Origin of the sequence: Aliifodinibius sp. S!AR15-10, assembly GCF_031569985.1 — a bacterium.
GTDB lineage: Bacteria > Bacteroidota > Rhodothermia > Balneolales > Balneolaceae > JAMQKA01.
In genome coordinates this window covers 1-20,693 of the sequence record NZ_JAMQKA010000025.1, presented here as the reverse complement: position 1 = coordinate 20,693, position 20,693 = coordinate 1, and the positions used below count along the sequence as shown (strand labels likewise).

The window sequence follows — 20,693 nt, the reverse complement described above, 5'->3', positions numbered from 1 at the left end:
GTGATTAGGGGAAATGTAGAAAAGTGAGAAAGAATGGTGAATATGCGCAGTTTAGTGGCGGTAAGACTCCCTGAACTCTTTTGGAGTAGAATCGGTATGTTTTTTAAAAAACGTTGTTAGATTAGAAGGATCATTAAACCCGAGGTGATAAGCTATTTCTTTCACATACTTGTCGGTATATGATAACAGGCGTTTAATCTCCAGGGTTATCCTTTCATCGATGATCTCTTTCGCTGTCTTTCCGGTATATTCTTTAAGCTCACTATTCAGTCTTTTTTCAGAAACACCCATCCTGCGGCAGCATGTTTGTACGGATGGTCGTTCTTCAATGTGATTTTCTATTTCTTTTCTAAAATCACTCAGCAGTGCAAACGCAACATTGTTTTCTATTGACGATTGCCTTCTTTTTATTTGCTCGGCTTTTAACAGCAAAATTTTTAACTCAGACCGTAAGATCTCCTCCTCAATTACATCGGATTGGATGGTGTAATCCTGGTGTATCCTGTACACAATATCTGATAAAACCGAACTTTCAGATGGGCTGCCGTTGATAGTAACTGGAGAGATGAGAGAGCTGAAAATAAGCAGTTCTGAATAGAGCGGAACCGATTTTAATTCATCCAGCAAAAAATGCGGAGTAAACAGCAGCATGTATCCCGTAGTGTTGGGATCGGGATAAAATTTTTGAACCTGGTGGACGGCCGCCGGGATGAGTGTCCCCGGTTTATAGGTTAATCTCTGAAAATCGATCTCATGTTCTCCCTCTCCACTAGTGATAAATATGAGCTGGTAAAAACTAAGTTGGTGGGGCTTTTGGGCCAGGTTTGAATGTTGGACGAAAAAATCCTCAAGGGGAATTATTTCAAATTCCAGTGATGGGTCTTCCTCTTTCTGAAAATATATTTCGTTAATTGATTGCATCGCATACTTAATATGGTTAGGCCGAAAAAGAATAACAAGCAGCCCTTGATTTCTTCCCCTTCCGGACGGAACCCGGATACCGTAGAATCTGCCAATAAACACGGAAAGATCTTATAAATGAATCAATACATATTAATCTGCAGTCATCCGCAATATCATAGTCACCTGTATTCTCCTAATATATTTATTAAAGTGTATTATCGTAAATTGCAATCACCAACGACTGCAAGTATTAAAAACCTATTGACTCGCGTATGCGGCATAACTTATAATTATATCAAAGAGCCTACCGAATAATGCTGTTATCTTCAAGTGTGTTTGAGTGCCATTATAGTGGACGAGCCCCAAAAAGGGATATTATACGCTGATATTATATCAAACGGTTTGATATAACACTGTGATATAATATTCCAGACGATTCAGCAAATAGGGTGGGACAGGGCAGGTTTGCCCCTGTGATCAGCAGTTGAGGAGAAGCAACGGTAAATGGACACTCAAGAAGCAGGGAGCGGCTGGTGTCAGTTGTTTGTTCGGTATTCCCATTGCCGTTAAAAAGATCACTATAGTAATATGAGTCTTATCACCATAGTGATGTGACCTATATCACCTTGGTGATGTAAGTTATATTACCATGGTGATGTAAGCTGTATCACCATAGTGATCATTGTCTTATAACGATTGGGCCGCATGGCGGGAGTGCTGGCATGCGGCCGTTTGGGTTATTTTGCCCCAGTCAGGTGACGGTAAGAGTCGCATTTAGGCTCCCCGAACGGAGACCATTTGTATTTTGGAGCTTGGTCCGGGCCTCCATGATATACTCCTAGCCCCTCCGTAGGGCGGAAGGGGGCAGAACAAGGAATTATATTGGATAACATTTAAATTTTTCCTTTTGCCGGTGAGTAATAACTACTCCAGTTTATTAGAACTCTGTGTTTTATAGCATAAGATGAATTTTCGAAGCCTTTCTGTCTGACGAGGTGCTGGCTGGTAATAAAACCAGCGGCCCGATCGATATCAGCACCGAGGAGTTATCCCGAAAGTTTTCGGGAGGGTTTTTAGTCCAGCACTGCTGGTTCCGAACCCCTTCGGATTTGGGCCAAGCCAAAATGAACACCTCCGACAGGGAATTGGCTCGAAAGAACAACCAGGAGGCTTCATCGATGTAAAGTATTCATTTTTTAGTGATAAAAATCCGCCGGTGGTCGGATACGCTCCGTAACAAACGCGGATCTCAGGCAACAATGATTTCTTTACACTACAGATAGGTTATTCGTCATTTTCTCAAGAAAACGCGGGTAGGCGACCTGAGCCTTCCCCCCAAAAGGGAGAATTCAATATTTTTATGCTCTCGTCGCCTGGTTGTATTGGTTGGCAAAGAAAATAGTGTGTAATCTTTGATCTGTCGACTGCCATAGCAGTGTGCCAGCGAGAAGAAGGCGGAGGCTAAGATCAGGTTATTTGGTAAATTAACGTGAGTTCGGGTTAAGAATTTGCTAGAATCCTGGTTTGTCTGTAAATAAAAGAGCTTTTGTAGCTGTTCATTTTTTGAACGACGAGAATCCGCCGGTGGGCGGACTAAAGAACTGTCCACCAAAAACGTCGCCGGCGGGTGAAATTTTTGTTGCGTTCCCTACTCCCGACAGCGGTCGGGATAAAACCATTTAACTCAATCCGCCGGTAGTCGGAGACGCTCCGCTGGAAGGCGCGGATCTCAAACAGAAATGGTTTCTTAACGCTCCGGCTCTGGTCACTCTGGTCAACAAAAATTTCGAAGGCCGGAGAATACTGCGGTTTTACTATATCTTTGAGCTTCTTATCCCGAGTTGACGTTAAACTAATTCAGGAGTCGGATGTAAACAGGATTGTTACGAGCAGCACCGCATCCGTTTCAGCACTGATGGAGTGGGGTTGCTTCCTGTTAAGATATAGCCAGGCTCCTTTGGTCAGCTCTTTAGAACCATCCTCAAGGTTTACCTGAACGCGGCCCTCGAGGCATTGTATGGACATCTCTCCTTTAACGCTGTGTTCGTCAATCTCTCTTCCTTTCGGCACAACCATCCTGATAACTTCCATATCCGGCGTTTTAATAAGGGCATAGCTGGCGTCCGGCGACATGTCCTCTTTTAACGTTTCAAGGCTTACCACTTCTCCCGCATCTATATGTCCCTGGTTCATAGTTACCTCCCTAACATTGTGTTTTTATATAAGGACTTATCCACTAACTAAACAATGAAACATACCCTGAAGTTTAGCATAAAATTTCTTCAGAGTTTTAAGTGTTTTTAATGAATATTATAACCTCAGAAAAGGCATAGTGTAGATAGGCTTATCGCGTTTTAGCAAGCCAATTAAATACTATTTAACGTCAGTTCGAGATAAAACCTGTCATTGCGAGGAATTAAGTTACCATCGGGATCCCGACACCTGTCGGGAGGCAATCTCTCAGTAACTGAACAGAAAACGAACGGGGAGATCGCCACTTCGACCTTATCCTTGAGCCAACAAGTCTCCTCGCGATGACAGTTACTATTTTGAGTGGTTCTTATGTTGAACCCAGGTTATTTAATAATATTAAGTACAACCCATTATCATAAAATCATTTTAGATAAAATTCCTGGTAGAAGGGTCGCGTACTATGGAAGTAGAATTGTAGACCATCTCCACTGACTTTTTGGAAATTCCCTAAAAGATTCTAGTTGCTAACACAGAAGGAGGTAAGTTGTCGAATTTAGTTGTTATGCCTTGCCCTTGTAATTTGATTTTATTAGCCCATTAACCAAGTCACGGAAAGAATTTACATCGAATTCATCCCGATTGGTTTCAAGCATAATTTTACCATTCAATTTTAATTTGTAGGGTGCACCTTTATAATCGAAATCGACAATCTCCAACTCTTGCTCCTTATCCTTGTAGGCTTTACTCACGTTATCTACAAAGTGAATTTCATAAATCAACTGCTGTTGCAGGGATTGAAATAATCGTTTTTTTTGCTTGTTCATAAGAAACCTCTCTAATTATTAAAAACAGTTCTCAACTCGACTTGTAGCTCAATGCAAACTTAGCTAATTGTATCTTTATGTGATCCAAACATATCTAGCTGTTGTAACTTTAAAAAAGTCAGATAGTTTGGAATAAGTAATGAAGATGTATTTTACATGGACTCAAAATATTCCACATATGCTTCATATCCTTCCAAGGCTTGTTCCTCTTTCCCTAAATGCTCAAATAGTTCGGCTTGCTTAAACATTGCTTTAGCCAGAAACTCTTGGTTTCGATTAGCCTTTCTGAATCGTTTTATCGCTGAAGTAATTACATCCAATGCCTCTTTGTGGCGGTTGTCCTGCAGGAGCATTTCCGCTTTGGAGATAAAGGCATGGTCTACCTGGGGGATAAACTTTTCTTCCTCAGAATTTTCCAGCCGTTCTATAATTGAATCATAAATCGGTAGCAGTTCATCTTTCCTGTCAAGTTTCTCTGCAAGCTGCATTTTTTTGATCAGAGCAATAGACCCATGACGATATAACTCGGGACTATCTGAATTAGCGAAACGTTTAATCACAGCTTCCAAGGCTGGCATTGCCTTTTCATACTGTCCTAAATCGAATGCCAATGCAGCCCTCTTAATATAAGCCCGGTTAAGGTAGTGGGAGTTTGGCTTCAAGCTACCGAGGTCGTTTTGCTGAGAAAGTTCTATGTCAAAAGGTTCTATCTGTTCTTCTTGGTCTTTGACCGAATTCTCCATAGACTTTCCACCATTCTGGGCTTGGTTTTGGGGTGAACTCTCTTCCGAAGTATCTACTGTTCTGGCATCAGAATTCATATTTTCTTGATTTGAGTGATTGTTCTTATTTTCCAGGTGTCCTTCAGTTGGCTCTGTCTCCTTTGCATTATCATCACTGGGTATTGATGATTCCTTAACGGATGGGATATCCTGTACCTTAGTAATCGGGGTTCCGTTACTTTGAGAAACCTCGACAGTTTCAGTACTGTATTTTTGGGCTATTTCTTTTACCACAGATTCAATAGAAGAACTTTCTGAGACTCGCTCCTCCAATACCAATTCAATATTCTCTGGTCCAATATAATTAACAAGTGCCTGAAAAGTGTTGGCCATATATTTGAGTATTATATCAGACTTTTCGGAGGATAAACCATCCTGTATCTGACCAACTAATTCATCCGTCGAAGAACTATACACTTTAGGATTCTTCTCGAAGAGGTCACTATAAGCCTGGATAAGGCCATACGCCAATGGCTGGGTTGTGTCCTGGTTACGGAATTTTTCTATTAACTCAGTTGGAGTACCGTCCTCCTGGATCAGGTTAAGTACCCTGAGCACTGGAAGAACCAGGTAGTCGGGGTCTTGATTGAAGCCTAACTCTTGGAGGAACTCCCTGTCAATAGAATCGGGAAGTTGGTCAGCTGTTCTTATTTTCTCAAAGATTGGTTTGAGATTGGTTGCATTAACTAGAAATTTTTCTGTGAGTCCCATAAGTAAGTAATAGCCATTTGTTGATGATTGTGCGAAAGTTTGTCACACGAGAAATATCATAATGATGATTTTTGGTATTTCTCACAATTAATTTACTTTAATATGCATTATAATCAACTGTTTACGCACAATTGTAGTAGATTCCCCTACGTATTCATTCGCCATCTCCTTACAAATTCGCAGAATTCAAAGCCATTTTAGAGTCAAGAGGACGATATGATTGTGATCTTGACATTAAGAAATTTTAATAGTCACTACTATAAGTTAAAGTTTAAACCTCCAGTAAATCCAAAGTCAGGAGCTGTATCATCAAGGCCGAGCAGGAGGTGGGCGCGGAGCTGGGTAAAATCGGCCAGCTCATAGTTGATGCCACTGCTGATAGCCGAGTAATCCAGGTCAGATCGTATCTTAAGTTCATTCAGCAGGTAAAGATTTTCCCGTGCCTGGTAGATAAGACCTGTGCCGAGATTCATCGATGCCTCGTAATCTTCTATCGCTGTATCCAGGAAATCGATACCCAGTGTACCTGTGAGAACCACATCTTCGCTCAGCGGGTGACGAAGAGCACCAAATAAACCGAAGTTTAGGTTGCCTTCACCAATATCTTTGCTACCAATGGGAACCGTGACAAATGCACCACCTGACAGCTTTGTTTGTTCTGCCATGAAATTATATCGACCATACACTGGAATATCTGCAATAGCCGATTCGCTGTCTACTTCATCGGGCATGCGGGTTACATAATAAACCCCTGACCCTATTTCAATATTAGGAGAGACTGCGTACCCGGCCTGGACGCCTGCCGTAGTTATATCAAGGAAATCATAGTTGGAATAGCTATAGAAACCGTTCCCATAAGGAACCTCAGAGATCGGGGCATCACGGAAAAAGGACTGGTAAAGCGGGACACGATCAAAAGTATTGCTCTGGGCATATAATGTTGAGGGTATGAAGATTAATACAGTAACCAACGCGTAAAAAGTCCTATATAATATTTTCATGATACCAATTGATCCAAAGAAGTTAAGATGAGTAAATGTATAGGTTCGGAAATTGATTTTACTGTCCAGATCAAACAGCAAGTTGTACCATGAAGTTCTAACTTCAGAATGGGAAAATAGTTTCAGTTTCTGTAAGTTTAACACCGATTTTGAGATACAAGAACAACTGTCTGTAACATTTTATGTCGGATTCTGAGCAACAAAAATCACAGTCCCCAAGAGAAAATCCTTCGGAAAGTAGTCTTGAGGACGATGTATTGGTAAAAAAAGCCATCGGTGGGGATGAAAAAGCCTATAAAAAGTTGGTGAATAAATATGAGCGCGCTATCTATTTCCACATCCTCAAAATGGTCAAGGATAAAAAGCAGGTAGAAGATCTTGTCCAGGAGACGTTCGTTAAAGCTTTTGATAATCTGAACACCTACAGCACCAATTACGCGTTTTCTACCTGGTTGTATCGGATTGCAACCAACCATACCATCGATTACCTCCGGAAGAAAAAGCTACAAACGCTTTCGATTGATGAACCGGTCAAGACCCGGGATGGCGATATGCAGATGCAGCTCCCCGACGACGATGCCTCAACCGACCGCAAGATCATTCGGCAGCAGCGGCAACAGATGGTGCAGCAGGCGATTGAGGATCTTCCGCCCAAATACCGCAAAGTCATACAGATGCGCCATATGGAAGAGAAGAGCTATCAAGAGATTGCAGAGGTGCTGGACAAGCCGCTGGGCACTGTCAAAGCGCATATCTTTCGCGCCCGTGAAATGCTGTATAAAGCCCTTAAAGATAAGAAAGATCGATTTTAGGAATTTCTCCAACGACACTTCATATTTATGATCTGGCAACAGGGCAGAAGAGGGCAGAGTTTATTCTCCAACGTCCCGATAAAACGATTTACGGAGAGCTTTACCCGGCGGGCTTTACAATCACAAATGATGCAAAATTGATTACAATAAACCAGAGTGGATTAAAGTGCTATAGCATGGATTAGCGGCTCCCCATAGCTCCAAAGGGAGCCTCAACGGTGTTCATTTAGTTGCGTTTCTTTTTGATGATTACTTAAGTTATTGCTTACAGTTATAGCATTCATCTTGAATTTTTCGAACCTTGCCCTTCGGATCGCACTGCCTTCAAACAGGGCATCGTACTGGTCAAGATCCAGCTCTTCCCAGAAATTGATATCGTGATTTAGAATTTTGTCTCTCGGCGCCAGGTCTTCCATTTGGGAGTAGCTCGCTTCGCGATTCCAGGGGCATACATCCTGGCAGATATCGCAACCGTAGAGCCAGTCACCGATGCTGTCCCGGTATTCTTCGGGAATCTGTTCTTTAAGCTCGATAGTAAAGTAGGAGATACACTTGGACCCGTCCACGCGATAGGGCTCATAGATGGCATTGGTAGGACAGGCATCGATGCAGCGTGTGCAGGATCCGCAGTGGTCGGTTGCCGTAGTGCTATAGACAAATTCTGCATCAACAATCATTTCCCCGATAAAGGTAAATGAGCCGATATCTTTATTTAATAGGTTCGAGTTCTTGCCGATCCACCCGATGCCGGCACGCTTGGCCCAGGCTTTATCGAGAACCGGGGCTGAATCCACAAAAACGCGCCCACTGAGGTTGCCGACAAGATTGCGTGTAAATTGGAAGAGCTTTTTCAGCTTCTGTTTATAGACTTTGTGATAGTCTCGCCCCTGGGCATACTTGGAAATTTTGGGTGACCCGTTCTGCTCTATCTGGCGCTCATGGTCGGGATGGTAGTAACTGCCCATTACCGAGACCACCGACTTGGCTCCGGGTACGAGCTTTGTCGGATCCACGCGCTTGTCGAAATAGTTCTCCATCCAGCTCATGTTGCCGTGTCGTCCCTGGTTCAGCCACTCTTCCAGGCGGCGTTCTTCCTGCTCCAGCCGACCCGCTTTGGCAAAACCACAGGCATCAAACCCCAATCGCAGGGCTTCTTCACGAACACGTTGCGTACGCTGGGTGAAATTCATAATGGAACGCGGATAAAGTGGATATTACGTATTACCGCAGAAATATAGGGAAGATTAGGTAGAACAATAAAATATACACATTTGTAAAAATCGTATTTCCTGTACAAACCTCTTAACCAACATTATCTGCGCTCCATTTTCGGGCATAGAAGACACGATAAAAAGAGGCCCGTTCCGGTAATTTTCATATTTGCAAGATGGCCGTAAATAATTAGATTATTACTTATAAGGGAGTGCAACATACCTATAAATATTTACGGGGCTGAGATGGGACATAATAATTAAAGGGGAGGCGTATATGTTCCAAGTATCATTTTACATTTCTCCTTTTATACTTCTCTGTTCCGTAGCCTGTAAAGGTGGCAAAGATGAACCCCGACTCGGTTTGTCGGATAGATTTTATCGGTGAGCAATAACCGATAACCAGTAACAAATGCTAATCAAAACAGCCACTATGAACTAAAAAAACGTTCAAGCGATGAAAACATCAATTATGTATAGCATAGTATTGATTTGTAGCCTCTCATTGGTATTAATGAGTTGCGGCACCAGCTCGGATGACGAGGCTAGTAATGTTATGGAGATTATTTCCATTAATCCGGAGTCGCCAGCCGACTTATCCTATGGTGAATTTGTGATCATCACATACGAATACATGATCGACAATTCAGAAGGTGCACGAATGTGGGTACAGCCCTATACATCCGGCTCTATAAGCCCGCGTTTTTTATACTCTTCATCAAGTGTTTTTCATGGAGATGGAGGTCGTGAGGTAGGAGTTTCTATTGATGATGGTGATGACCCTGTCACGGTAGATCAGCTCAGAGTTGTAATGGTGTCTCCCGACCAAAGCGAAACACTTTTCGAAACATATATAGGGGTAGAGTACAATTTTAATGAATAAAAAAAGGACGATTTAATTTTCTTAAAGGAGTGGGACGACGAAGGCAACTACCGAGCGTAGATGTCCAGGAATAAAGGGTTGGCAGGGCTAAAGAGAGATATAAGCCGGGATACCCAAAATGTGCAATCATTGATAATGGAACACGAATAAAAACAGTTATTTCAAATTATCACAGAAAGGCCTGTTTTATTTGTCTCATTCGAGTTCTACTACAGCTGTTGTGCTTTAATTTCCTTAATCTTACCGCTTTCCAGCTTAAGCGTTTTAAAGGGATATTGTTTGACCGTATCATAATCATGAGTCACCATAAGTACGGTCATGCCGCGGTTGTTAATCTGCTTGAGTAGCTGCATGATCTCAGCCGAGGCCTTCGGGTCCAGGTTGCCGGTGGGTTCATCGGCCAGCATGATGCGCGGCTCGTTGGCCAAGGCCCGGGCAATGACAACGCGCTGTTGTTCACCGCCGGAGAGGTCACCCGGCATATTTTTTCGCTTGTGGCTTAGTCCAACCATTCCCAACACCTCAAGCGCCCGCTGTTTGATGAAACTGCCTTTCTGTCCAGTGACTTCCAGGGCAAAAGCTACATTTTCATAGACCGTCCGGTCGGGCAGTAGCTGAAAATCCTGGAAAACAATTCCCAGCCGACGTCGAAGAAACGGCACCTTCTTGTCGGGCAGTGAGTTCACCTCCATATCAGCGACCCGCACCGTGCCGGAATCAGGCGTAATATCCCTGTAAATCAACTTTAAAAAAGAACTTTTCCCGGCCCCGGTCTGACCAATGAGATAGTTAAACTCACCGTTTTCAAGGGAATAGGAGATACCGTCGAGCACCGGCCGGTGATCATATCGAACCGAAACGTTATTGAATTCAATTACTGAATCGTAGGGCATTGTAACACCATAGTTATTCTTAAGCTTGACTCATCGGCATCAATGAGATCAAAATCCTCATATTTTGCCAATAATTTATAGTCGGTTTCATCGATAATGTCAAGCATTTCAGCTAAAGTATAAATTTTTTGCTCGTGAACTTCGTGGAATTTCTCAATTACAGTCTCCTGGTCTTCATCAAGCTTTTCGATATCAAAAGCATTGTAGTGAATGCGATTCTCGGGATCATAGCTGCTCTTACGGAAAAAACGGTAGTTCCCGGGGGCGTATCCCTCTTCGTTATTCAGGTACTCAATGGAACGTATAGAGTTTTTTGGGGTCGTAAAATCAAATACAAACAGGCTTTCAGGGGTCAACACTTTCTTTAACTCATTAAGCATACGAACGATCTGTTCCGGCTTGTGCAGGTAATTGACGCTGTCGAACGTTGAAATAACCACATCAAACGTTCTGTCGAGGTCAACATCCAGGAAATCCATTACTTTGAATTCAACATTGGACCGCTGATCCCGCGCCTTTTGTCGGGCTATTTCAATCATTTCAGCCGATTTATCGGTACCGACAATGTCGTAGCACATCAGTTCATCCAGTGAAAGAGCGATAGAACCTGTGCCACAGGCGATCTCCAGGATAGAAACAGGATCGGGATGATTGGTTTGGATGATTTCATCGATAAAATCTGCCCATACCTCGTAATCGACATCAGCCATGAGGGCGTCGTAAATCTGTGCCAATTTGCTATATTCCGGGCTGCTGTGCGATTTCATGCCGACTCTTTTCGTTTTTTTGCCAACGATTTCGCCAAGTCGTACGCCTGGCGGAAGGAATCGGGATTGGCCTTGCCTTGTCCCGCTATATCGAATGCTGTGCCGTGGTCGGGAGAGGTTCGGATGATCGGGAGTCCGGCAGTAAAATTAACACCGGCACCAAATGAGATTGTTTTAAATGGGATTAATCCCTGGTCGTGATACATCGCCAAGATGCCATCAAACCGTTTGTACGTTCGATTTCCAAAAAAACCATCGGCAGGGAAGGGGCCCTCCACAATATGGTGATCAGAATCGGCTTCCCTGATGGCAGGTGTGATGGTATCAAGCTCTTCACGTCCAATCATGCCCCCGTCCCCGGCGTGGGGATTCAAGCCCAATACCGCAATTTTGGGGGACGATATGCCGAAATCTTGTCTCAGGCTTTTGCTGAGAATATTGATATAACGAACGACCCGTTCCCTGGAGACCCATTTACCAGCCTCAACCAGCGGCACGTGCGTGGAGATAAGCCCGATGCGCAGCTCCTGGTTGACCATCATCATAATAAAGTCGTCGGTCTTCGTCTTTTCAGCTAAAAACTCGGTGTGCCCCGGAATATGATAGCCGGCCAGGTTTACCGCCTCTTTAGAGATCGAAGCAGTAACCAGGGCATCAGCCTGTCCGGACTTGCACAATTCAATACCTTTTTCCACAGCCAACATCGCACACTTCCCGGCCGTCTTTGACAGGGAGCCCGGTGCGAGCTCTATCGTCCGCTCATCCATGCATTTAAGCACATTCACCTGGCCCTCAACAACCGATTCCATGGTTCCAGCTGTGTTATATTCCAGTGGGATATCAAGCAAATCACTATAGAAATCTACAATTTTTGAATCACCTAAAATAATTGGTGTGCAATCGGTTAGCTTGTTACTCTTGAGTGATTTTAAAACAACTTCGGGACCTATACCATTGTAATCTCCAATGCTGATAGCAATACGTACGCTCATGTTATTCTATTTGTGCTAATTCAAACAGTAATGTGATGATTCAGGAACTTTTTACGCAGTGCAAGGATACTGCATACGGTTATAAATTGTAAACCGACGCAACTATTTTTTTAGTCTTAAAAAGGATTAATTAGAAACCAATTTGAACTCCCCGAATCCACTTACAGCCCTAAAAACAAACTTTCGGTTATCATACTGCCAGATTTCCACTGCAGGCTCTCCGGGCGGAAACCTGCGCTCTATATTTTTGGGAGGGCCGAACCGGATGTAAATATTTCCCTGGTCAGTATTATAACCCTGAACATTGATTGTTGAAAACTCTTCGTAGGCATAATCAATTCTGCGATAATATTCAGCCATAAGCTCATTAAACTCAGTTTTCGGGGTGGGATCCCGCTTCTCCCAGAATGCCCGAAACTTATTCTCTTTCTCCGCATTCGACCCTGATTTCATCTGTCGGACCGTTTCTTCTTTTTCAATAAACCGCAGCATATCTATTGCCACATTTACATTCAGTAGACTTGTAGGCATCTCAATCCATCTAGAACGAAAAACAGCTTTGGCTACAGGTTCTTTCTGTCCTTCCTTGCTAACTTCCAGTAGATATTCTGCATTCATAAACCGGCTGTTGGGAATGGTTAGCAGTGCATAGGCTGACCCGTTTGAAACTTCTTTTAGTACCAGGTGTTCTAACGAATTTTGCGTTGTCAATTCCGGTTTTATGCTTCCATAGATCTGATCCTGCCTGATGTTACCCGAATGGATCAATTCCTTTTTTGTGGTATCGCGTTCACTGATATCCACTGTATGAACATTGAAGCTATAGTTGTCAGACGGCTGGAACCCAGGCAGATGAGCAAAGGCGTAAAAATCCTTCCCGTAATAAACGTTTGTTCCAAAATTGAGCAGTTGAATAGAATCTGAGGTTCCCGAGCCGGTTGCCTTGTCTACGCTTTCAGCCAGGATTATATGGCCTGCCTTCTTTTCTTGATAGGGTTTAATTTTTACAAATCTTTTCCTGGATGTTCGTCCATCCACCTGCTCACCACGGGTAAATTGCAGAATATAGCTGTAATTTCCCGGCTTTAGCTCGGAAACCAACTTGCCAGTGATAAATTTGTTTTTGGATTTCGTCTGCTCATAGTTTTCGGCATAGGCGGTATCCTTCCAAAAAGTTCGGTCCACCGGTTCTAGTCCCTCAACAGAAAAATCCCTGTTGCGCCTGCGTTTTTCCGGTGGATTGGGATCTCGGAATATCTCAATATTCATCCCGATAGTACTGAAAAAGTTTCTCCCTTCCTCCGAACCGTCATATTTTTTAAAGGGCAACAGGTTATAGTCGATTCGGAAAGTCGTAACAAACTGCACCGTTCCCGCCTGGCTGCCGGGCAGAGTAAAGTTGTCAATGAATATATTCTGCTCTCTCTGCTGGTTTGCCAGTTGCTCATACGAAATACCCCGCTGAGCCTGAACCGGTAAACCTATCATCATTAGTAGCAACAAAGAGAGTATTGTGTAGGATACCTTTTTTGAGATAGTCACGTATTTGATGATTTATTTTTTAAACAGTTTCGATAACAATTTAATATTCCCGTGCAGCATTCTAAAATTTGTTTACCTATTCTATCTAACTTTCCTGCTCATCGGTTATTGTTTGTTAGAACGCATTTAGAATTGAGTATTATTCTACTTTGAAGTGATTGCTAAATTAAACTCAACTATGCAATTTATTGTTGTTATAGCTACGAAAAATGCTCCTTAAGAAAACTTGTTCCAAAAAAAGTTCTCATTCGCAGAATTTTAATTCTTCGATTCATCCTTTTGTCAACTGCGTGTGATTAACTAAAATGGAAATTACCTGCATGAGTATTCAACTTGCCTATACTGAAGATTTTTCAATTGGCCTGAAACGATTGATGATCAACGAGTGCAATACGGCACTGGATTATTTGAAAAAATCTGATACCATGGACGAAAAGCACAAAGCAGTCCACGAAACACGAAAGGCGTTTAAGAAAATCAGGGGTTGCCTGCGGCTGGTTCGTGACCATATTGAGTACTATAAAAAGGAGAATGCCTGGTTCCGGGATCTGGGGCGGGAGATTTCTGGGATACGGGATCGTACAGCCAATATTGAGACTTTAAATGTTCTGTTGGAGCAGTATGACTCTCAACTGTATGAGAAGTCATTCAACGTTCTGGAAGACGAATTACAGCAAGATCGGGAGAAGGTGGCTAAAAAGGTATTCCGAGAAGAGAATCGACTTGAAAAAATAAGGAAATCTGTAGAGAAAAAGATTAAAGCAATATCCGGATGGCCGATCGATATTAAAACATTCGATGATATACGTCCGAGTATTAAGCGCACATACAAACGAGGTCGCAAGGGATTGCAAAATTCAAAGAAAAATGGGGGCGTTGAAGATTTACATGAGTGGCGAAAGAGAGGAAAGTACCTGCGTTATCAGCTTGACGTTCTTAACCGCCTTTGGCCCCAAATGTTTGAAACACTCGAAGATGAATTACATGATATTACCAATTTTACCGGTACGTTTAAAGATTTGCATAATCTTCACCTTGCCATTAAACAACTTGGTGAACCCTTCACTGATGAAACTGAGAAACTACTATTCAATGCTATTGTAGAAAAACACAGGCGGTTAATGAAAGAACACGCCCTGATGAAAGGGGAGAAGTTCTATTTTGATACCCCTGGTGATTTTTGCGATCGAATAGAACTCTACTGGAACATTCATCAGCAAGAGATAAGCAATGGCATAATAGTACAACCCAAGAAACTGGAGCATACGTAGTTTATTTATAAACAGATCTCGAACTGATTCAATGATTAGTAACAGGTGGAGAATTTGTTTATTTTTTTGACGCCTGCAGTCTCTTCACAGCTAAAAAATCGGGTCAGTTACTATGAGTTCTACGAATGATTCATCAGAATTACACGCCATACAGTCTAAAATAAAAGAGATACAGCAAGCCGAGTCGGAGATAAAACAGGGAGGAGGGGCCCAGCGAATTGAAAAACAGCACAAGCAAGGTAAACTCACCGCCAGGGAACGTATCCAACGGCTTATCGATCAGGGTACCGAACTAAATGAGCTGGGACTTTGGGCCGGTTTTGAGATGTACGAGGATGAAGGCGGATGCCCGGCCGGGGGTGTTGTCATTGGAATTGGGCAGGTATCAGGTCGGCAGTGTGTGATTGTTGCCAACGACTCCACGGTGAAGGCAGGGTCTTGGTTTCCGATTACGGCAAAGAAAAATCTGCGGGCCCAGGAAATTGCCATTGAGAACCATCTCCCGATCATTTATTTGGTGGATTCAGCCGGTGTTTACCTGCCGATGCAGGATGAAATATTTCCCGACAAGGAACACTTTGGGCGTATTTTCAGGAATAATGCTGTCATCAGTGCCAAAGGCATCCCGCAAATTGCCGCCATTATGGGGAGCTGCGTAGCAGGAGGGGCTTACCTGCCAATAATGAGCGATGAGGCTCTGATCGTGGACGGGACAGGGAGCGTATTCCTGGCCGGCAGCTACCTGGTAAAAGCCGCTATAGGAGAAAATGTGGACAATGAGACACTGGGCGGCGCTACTACTCATACCGAAATCAGTGGAGTCACTGACTACAAAATGGAAAATGATGAGGAGTGCCTTAGTACAATTCGAGACCTCGTGGATAAACTCGGACCGTTTGACAAAGCTGGTTTTAACAGGAAAGAGGCGAAACCACCAGCCAGGGATCCAAAAGATATCTTCGAGGTATTCCCGGAAGATCGGACCAAGGCGTATGATATGAATAACGTCCTGGAATGTATCGTCGATAAGGACAGTTTTACTGAGTTCAAAAAAGGATATGGACAGACGTTAATTACTGGTTATGCCCGAATTGACGGGTGGAGCGTTGGGATCGTAGCCAATCAGCGAAAAGTAGTGAAAAACAAGCAGGGGGAGATGCAGATCGGCGGCGTCATCTATTCCGACAGCGCCGACAAAGCAGCCCGGTTTATTATGAACTGCAACCAGAAAAAAATTCCCATCATTTTTTTCCAGGATGTGACGGGATTTATGATCGGAAAACGGGCGGAGCACGGGGGTATTATCAAAGATGGAGCCAAAATGGTAAACGCTGTGGCCAACAGTACGGTCCCTAAGATTACCATCGTGATCGGCAATAGCTACGGGGCGGGTAACTATGCGATGTGTGGTCGCGCTTATGATCCACGGTTTATGTACGCCTGGCCTTCTGCACAGATCGCTGTTATGGGTGGAACGCAGGCCGCCAAAGTGTTGACACAGATTAAAGTCAGAACACTGGAGAAGCAGGGTAAAGAGATCACCGAAGAAGAGCAGGAGGAGATCATGAAAGAGATCAGCGAGCGCTACGAGCACCAGACAGATGTTCGCTACGCTGCGGCTCGCCTGTGGATTGATGCTATCATAAATCCCGTGGAGACGCGTGGCAAGATTTCCAAAGCCATTCAATGCGCCGATCACAATCCTGATATTGAAGATTTCAAAACGGGAGTAATACAAGTATAAGTCTATGCACCACAATAACTTAAGGTGATTAGTGTTAATAAATATAGTTATCTCATACAAACTTATTCCGGGTAAAGTATTTTGACGTATTGAATTTCGTTGCGCAGGGTAGCATATTGCATTAACTCCGGTAAACCCTGCTTAAGGAAGGAGTTCCTAATGCTTATAGTTAAACTCCGTTCATGTTATCTTTTGGTCTTGTTGACGTTCTGGTTATTTGCCAATGTAGAAACTATTTGTGCCCAAGCTTACACGCCGGACGGCCGCATTGCCACAGGACCCTACTGGTCACCAGACGGGCAAAAACTGGCCTTTTCAGCCTCCTACAGCGGAAACTACGATGTGTATATCGTTAATCTCAGTGATGATTCTATGGAGCAAATCACTGATCACCCCGCGAACGATCTTTATCCCGCCTGGTCGCCCACTGGACGAAATATCGCCTTTTATTCCGACCGCGAAAGCACTGTTCCGCCACATCCTCCTGACACCATAGTCTATAAAATCAAGGGGCTGTATGAAACATATGCCCGGGATGGTTACCTGCCAAACTGGTCGCCAGATGGCCGAACAATTTTAGCTCATCTACGGAGTGAAAGAGGAAATTATGAAATCTACAAAATGAACCGGCGGGGGAGAGACCGACAACCGTTGACCTGGAATGATGCAAGTGATCTTCAACCGCGTTTTTCACCAGATGGAAAACGGATCGTTTTTGTTTCGGGTCGCGACTACCAGCCGGAAATTTACGTGATGAATGCGGATGGGACCGAGCAGACACGGCTAACCTATTCTCCTGCATATAATCTCGATCCCGTTTGGTCTCCGGATGGCAAGAACGTTGCGTACATCTCAAACGAATCCGGATTTTTTGATATTTGGGTGATGAATTCCGATGGGAAAGACAAACGAAAATTGACTGATAATCCTTCCTACGACATTTCCCCGGTATGGTCACCAGATGGCAACCAAATTCTATTTTCTTCAGATCGTGGAGACGGGGGATTCGACCTCTTTATTATGGATTCGGATGGAGAGAATATCCGGCGTTTGACCTATGACGAAGGCAATGAATATTGTGGAGCCTGGTCACCTGATGGCAGGAAAGTTGCTTATCTGTCTACTCAGGAAGGAGAAACCCGGCTTTTTATGATCTCAACCGACGGTACAGGACAAGAACTTGTCAGCAATTAGTATTTTGTACTATAGGACCATTTCCCTAACATGTATTTACCTTAATCGATTTAAAAAGGTTTGCCTCTCTGGCAACCAAAGTGTTCTATCGCTAATATCAGGTTTGTACGCTGAATAGTTAATCCTTCAATATAAGTAATTATGAAATTCTTCCGGGCGGCTGCCATCCAAATGAACAGTCAACCCAACTTTGAACACAACCTGGAACAGGCGTATGCGCTAATTAAGAAAGCTGCGGGAGAAGGTGCCTTGTTCGTTGGCTTACCAGAAAATTTTACCTTTTTAGGTGATTTAAATGTGAGATTAGAACAGTCTGAGAAAATTGCGGAACGCACGCCTGAATTTCTTGAACAAGCAGCAAAGGAATTTGAGATTTATCTCTTGGGAGGGAGTTTTTCAGCACCCGCGGAAAATGGCAAGGTATACAACCGGTCATTGCTTATCGATCCAGATGGGAGGACAGTGGCCAGGTACAATAAAATTCACCTTTTTGATGTGGAGCTACCGGAAGGAGAGAGCTACCGGGAGTCTGACTATGTGGAGTCGGGCAGAAATCAGCCCGTTGTAAGCAGGACGCAGGAAATAGGGAACATCGGGTTAAGTATTTGTTACGATTTGCGATTTCCCGAGCTCTATCGTTCACTAACCGAACGGATGGCAGAGATTCTCTGTGTGCCGTCGGCGTTTACTGCCACAACCGGCAAAGATCACTGGGAACCGCTGCTGAGGGCCAGGGCCATAGAAAACACTTCGTATGTATTCGCTCCCGCACAAACCGGAACACACGGGAAAAAGCGGAAAACGCATGGTCACAGCCTAATTATCGATCCCTGGGGGGATATGCTGGCTGATGCAGGTACAGGAATTGGGATGGCGATCGCTGAAATTGATCTCAATCGTATAAAAGAAGTGCGCAAACGTATTCCTTCTCTTGATCACCGCAGAATTTATTAGACCTGGTAGGATTAATTATTAAAGTTGAATCACTGGTTGGTAGAGCTCAAAATAGAAATTAGCTGGCTCACTTCTTTTTTTATGCGACTGAACGCTTCTTCCGGCTCCATGTACTGAACGTCCGGCACTTCCCAATACATGATCTCAGCTTTATTTTTGGGAAACCGCTTGTGAAGCATCGGTTCGTGCTCCGTTCTGTGCAGGCAGATAACCATATCATGTACTTTGAGCTCTTTTTCTGCCACACTGCGGGGGTAACGATTGCGGGTGGCCACCGGGTAGCCATTTTTGGTGAGCATATGGACCGCATGTTCAGAGATCGGGCCCTCATTTGGTGATTTTGACATGTCCTTGCGGAGTCCTGCAGATTGAGCTTTCCACGGCAGTTCGGTAGCTTGGGCCCAAAAATTAAAGAGTTCTTCCGCCATCCGGCTGCGATAGTAATTACCGGTACAGAGAAATAGAACAGAATTCATAAAGAGGGATCGTAAAGTTGGAATATTCAGCCCCAAAGTTTATGAAAAAAAGTCCTGGAATTCACCTATTCTTTAACTCTGATAAATGGAACTTATTTAATATAAAAAGTTAAATAAACCGTAGATTCAGCTACTTAATTTTAAATCAAATGAAGTACTCCGATCATTGAGTCACTTATGAACTCCGGCATCAGCAAAATAGTTTAATCGTGCCGGGTATAATGAAAATTAGAGATATGTTGAAACAGATAGTTACAATAACTTCAGTTTTTTTACTCCTGTTGGGATTATTCCCTGTACAAAGTGAAGTAAGGGATGACTCAGCTGCCAAAACTTTTCTAGAGACAAAAACAAAGCTTGATTCAGCAATTACTAATGGCGATAAGCAGGAGTTGATCGCCGCCAAGAACAACTTTGAAGGGTTTATTCCAAATCATGAGTACAGCATGCTGGCCAATTACTATATCGCATACGCCAATTACCGGCTCAGCAGCTTATTTTCCGATATTCCAGAGGATAGAAAAGAGCAATATCTCAATGCGAGTATTAAAAAATTGGAAAAGGTAACTGAAATGGATCCAACTTTTGCTGAAGGCTGGGCCTTGCTGGGGAATTGCTACGGTATGAAGGCCACAGGAATGATTTCCGGGATGCGGTATGGACCAAAATCAGAAAATGCGATTAAAAAAGCGCTGGCGTTGGTCCCACAAAACCCCAGGGTGACCATGATTAACGGTATCAGCCTGATGTATAAACCCGCAATGTTTGGTGGAAGTATTGAAAAGGCAATTAAGACGTTTAAAAAGGCTAGGGATTATTTTGGACAATGGAGCTCATCCAGTGAACCGTATCCCGACTGGGGTGAAGCCGAAAATTATGCGTGGCTGGCCCAGGCTTATATTGAACAGGAACGACTAGCACTTGCAAAAGAGGCCTATCAAACTGCACTTCAAATTGATCCGGATTATTACTGGGTAAAAGAGGTACTTCTACCGGAACTTCAACAAAAAATGGAATGAGTTGTCGGATAAGTTTGAACTATTCTTAAGAGGTTGAAATCCTGGATTTGGTGTAATCCACCATAAACCACCCGAATTTAAGGGTGATCTAGTATTGTTTTCTAGTTATAGGCGCTTAGAATGGAAATTTGAGCTTAATTGATATTACAATCTTAAATTTGTCGATTTTCGGATACATGGAGCATTTTACCGCAGTTAAGACTCGGAAATGAGATAAGGTGGGAGATTGGAAACAATTTTAGCTTTCATCCATCAATTTTTCTTGAGGCTTATAATGAAGGGTGCTAGAAACAAAAATCTATTTTGTCTCGATTCGATATTTACTACAATTCTAATGAGGATTATTTTTTTTCGGGAAAAGACTAGATGGATCTTCATTTTTAAGCCGTTTTAAGTAGGGCTTCCTCAGGCGAGTGCTAAGTCATTATTTACCAATACCTTGGGAGACTAAATTAGCGATTCAAATGCAAGGTTTTTCCGCTATTTCCCAAAATACCTTGCATTTGATACGGTTGTGATAA

At 43.3% G+C, this 20,693-nt stretch carries 18 protein-coding genes; 7 read left to right on the top strand and 11 right to left on the bottom strand.

All coding sequences use genetic code 11. From position 1 onward, the window contains the following. Positions 1-51: 51 nt before the first annotated feature. The 5 genes from NC796_RS15670 to NC796_RS15650 all read right to left on the bottom strand — a co-directional run bounded on the left by NC796_RS15670 (position 52) and on the right by NC796_RS15650 (position 6,414). Positions 52-921, bottom strand: coding sequence for an AraC family transcriptional regulator (locus NC796_RS15670; protein WP_310685728.1), 870 nt, complete (start codon positions 919-921; stop codon positions 52-54). 1,839 nt (positions 922-2,760) lie between these two features. Then, positions 2,761-3,096 carry a cupin domain-containing protein gene (locus NC796_RS15665; protein ID WP_310685726.1) on the bottom strand — a complete coding sequence of 112 codons (336 nt, stop codon included), beginning with the start codon at positions 3,094-3,096 and terminating at the stop codon, positions 2,761-2,763. A gap of 560 nt (positions 3,097-3,656) precedes the next feature. Further along, positions 3,657-3,920: a hypothetical protein gene (locus tag NC796_RS15660; RefSeq protein ID WP_310685725.1), complete on the bottom strand. Its 264-nt coding sequence runs from the start codon at positions 3,918-3,920 to the stop codon at positions 3,657-3,659. Between the two features lie 152 nt (positions 3,921-4,072). Next, on the bottom strand, positions 4,073-5,413 hold the full coding sequence (locus tag NC796_RS15655; RefSeq protein ID WP_310685724.1) for a DUF5343 domain-containing protein: 1,341 nt from the start codon (positions 5,411-5,413) through the stop codon (positions 4,073-4,075). A 257-nt stretch (positions 5,414-5,670) separates the two neighbouring features. Continuing rightward, positions 5,671-6,414 carry a hypothetical protein gene (locus NC796_RS15650; protein ID WP_310685723.1) on the bottom strand — a complete coding sequence of 248 codons (744 nt, stop codon included), beginning with the start codon at positions 6,412-6,414 and terminating at the stop codon, positions 5,671-5,673. Between the two features lie 182 nt (positions 6,415-6,596). Between NC796_RS15650 and NC796_RS15645 the strand changes: the two genes are divergently transcribed. Beyond that, complete coding sequence (locus NC796_RS15645; protein ID WP_310685722.1) at positions 6,597-7,226, top strand: sigma-70 family RNA polymerase sigma factor; 630 nt, start codon at positions 6,597-6,599, stop codon at positions 7,224-7,226. A gap of 212 nt (positions 7,227-7,438) precedes the next feature. Here NC796_RS15645 and queG read toward each other — a convergent pair whose 3' ends face one another. Continuing rightward, on the bottom strand, positions 7,439-8,416 hold the full coding sequence (gene queG, locus NC796_RS15640) for a tRNA epoxyqueuosine(34) reductase QueG (RefSeq protein ID WP_310685721.1): 978 nt from the start codon (positions 8,414-8,416) through the stop codon (positions 7,439-7,441). A 493-nt stretch (positions 8,417-8,909) separates the two neighbouring features. Here queG and NC796_RS15635 point away from each other — a divergent pair, with 493 nt between their 5' ends. Further along, on the top strand, positions 8,910-9,320 hold the full coding sequence (locus tag NC796_RS15635; protein ID WP_310685719.1) for a hypothetical protein: 411 nt from the start codon (positions 8,910-8,912) through the stop codon (positions 9,318-9,320). Between the two features lie 209 nt (positions 9,321-9,529). Here NC796_RS15635 and ftsE read toward each other — a convergent pair whose 3' ends face one another. The 4 genes from ftsE to NC796_RS15615 form a co-directional block, all read right to left on the bottom strand. Next, on the bottom strand, positions 9,530-10,213 hold the full coding sequence (ftsE, locus tag NC796_RS15630; RefSeq protein ID WP_310685718.1) for a cell division ATP-binding protein FtsE: 684 nt from the start codon (positions 10,211-10,213) through the stop codon (positions 9,530-9,532). Beyond that, entirely contained in the window at positions 10,195-10,980 is a 786-nt protein-coding gene (locus NC796_RS15625) for a class I SAM-dependent methyltransferase (RefSeq protein WP_310685716.1), read from the bottom strand. The genes ftsE and NC796_RS15625 overlap by 19 nt, the downstream gene beginning before the upstream one ends. Then, positions 10,977-11,972, bottom strand: a complete 996-nt coding sequence (gene pdxA / locus NC796_RS15620; protein WP_310685715.1) for a 4-hydroxythreonine-4-phosphate dehydrogenase PdxA — start codon at positions 11,970-11,972, stop codon at positions 10,977-10,979. Before pdxA ends, NC796_RS15625 begins: the two co-directional genes overlap by 4 nt. A 126-nt stretch (positions 11,973-12,098) precedes the next feature. Beyond that, positions 12,099-13,514 (bottom strand): GWxTD domain-containing protein, encoded by a 1,416-nt coding sequence (locus NC796_RS15615; protein ID WP_310685714.1) that lies wholly within the window; start codon positions 13,512-13,514, stop codon positions 12,099-12,101. Positions 13,515-13,834: 320 nt separating this feature from the next. On the opposite strand from NC796_RS15615, the gene NC796_RS15610 reads away from it, so the two are divergent. The 4 genes from NC796_RS15610 (at position 13,835) to NC796_RS15595 (ending at position 18,677) form a co-directional block, all read left to right on the top strand. Beyond that, entirely contained in the window at positions 13,835-14,785 is a 951-nt protein-coding gene (locus tag NC796_RS15610) for a CHAD domain-containing protein (protein ID WP_310685712.1), read from the top strand. 112 nt (positions 14,786-14,897) lie between these two features. Then, complete coding sequence (locus NC796_RS15605; protein WP_310685711.1) at positions 14,898-16,529, top strand: acyl-CoA carboxylase subunit beta; 1,632 nt, start codon at positions 14,898-14,900, stop codon at positions 16,527-16,529. Between the two features lie 159 nt (positions 16,530-16,688). Next, complete coding sequence (locus NC796_RS15600) at positions 16,689-17,723, top strand: DUF5050 domain-containing protein (protein WP_310685709.1); 1,035 nt, start codon at positions 16,689-16,691, stop codon at positions 17,721-17,723. Between the two features lie 141 nt (positions 17,724-17,864). Then, positions 17,865-18,677 (top strand): carbon-nitrogen hydrolase family protein, encoded by an 813-nt coding sequence (locus tag NC796_RS15595; RefSeq protein WP_310685707.1) that lies wholly within the window; start codon positions 17,865-17,867, stop codon positions 18,675-18,677. Positions 18,678-18,706: 29 nt separating this feature from the next. Here the strand turns inward: NC796_RS15595 and NC796_RS15590 are convergent, their stop codons facing one another. Beyond that, positions 18,707-19,153, bottom strand: a complete 447-nt coding sequence (locus NC796_RS15590; RefSeq protein ID WP_310685705.1) for a low molecular weight phosphatase family protein — start codon at positions 19,151-19,153, stop codon at positions 18,707-18,709. A gap of 236 nt (positions 19,154-19,389) precedes the next feature. Here NC796_RS15590 and NC796_RS15585 point away from each other — a divergent pair, with 236 nt between their 5' ends. After that, the gene (locus NC796_RS15585) at positions 19,390-20,172 is read left to right on the top strand and encodes a hypothetical protein (RefSeq protein ID WP_310685704.1); all 783 of its coding nucleotides are present in this window, start codon (positions 19,390-19,392) and stop codon (positions 20,170-20,172) included. Positions 20,173-20,693: the final 521 nt, after the last annotated feature.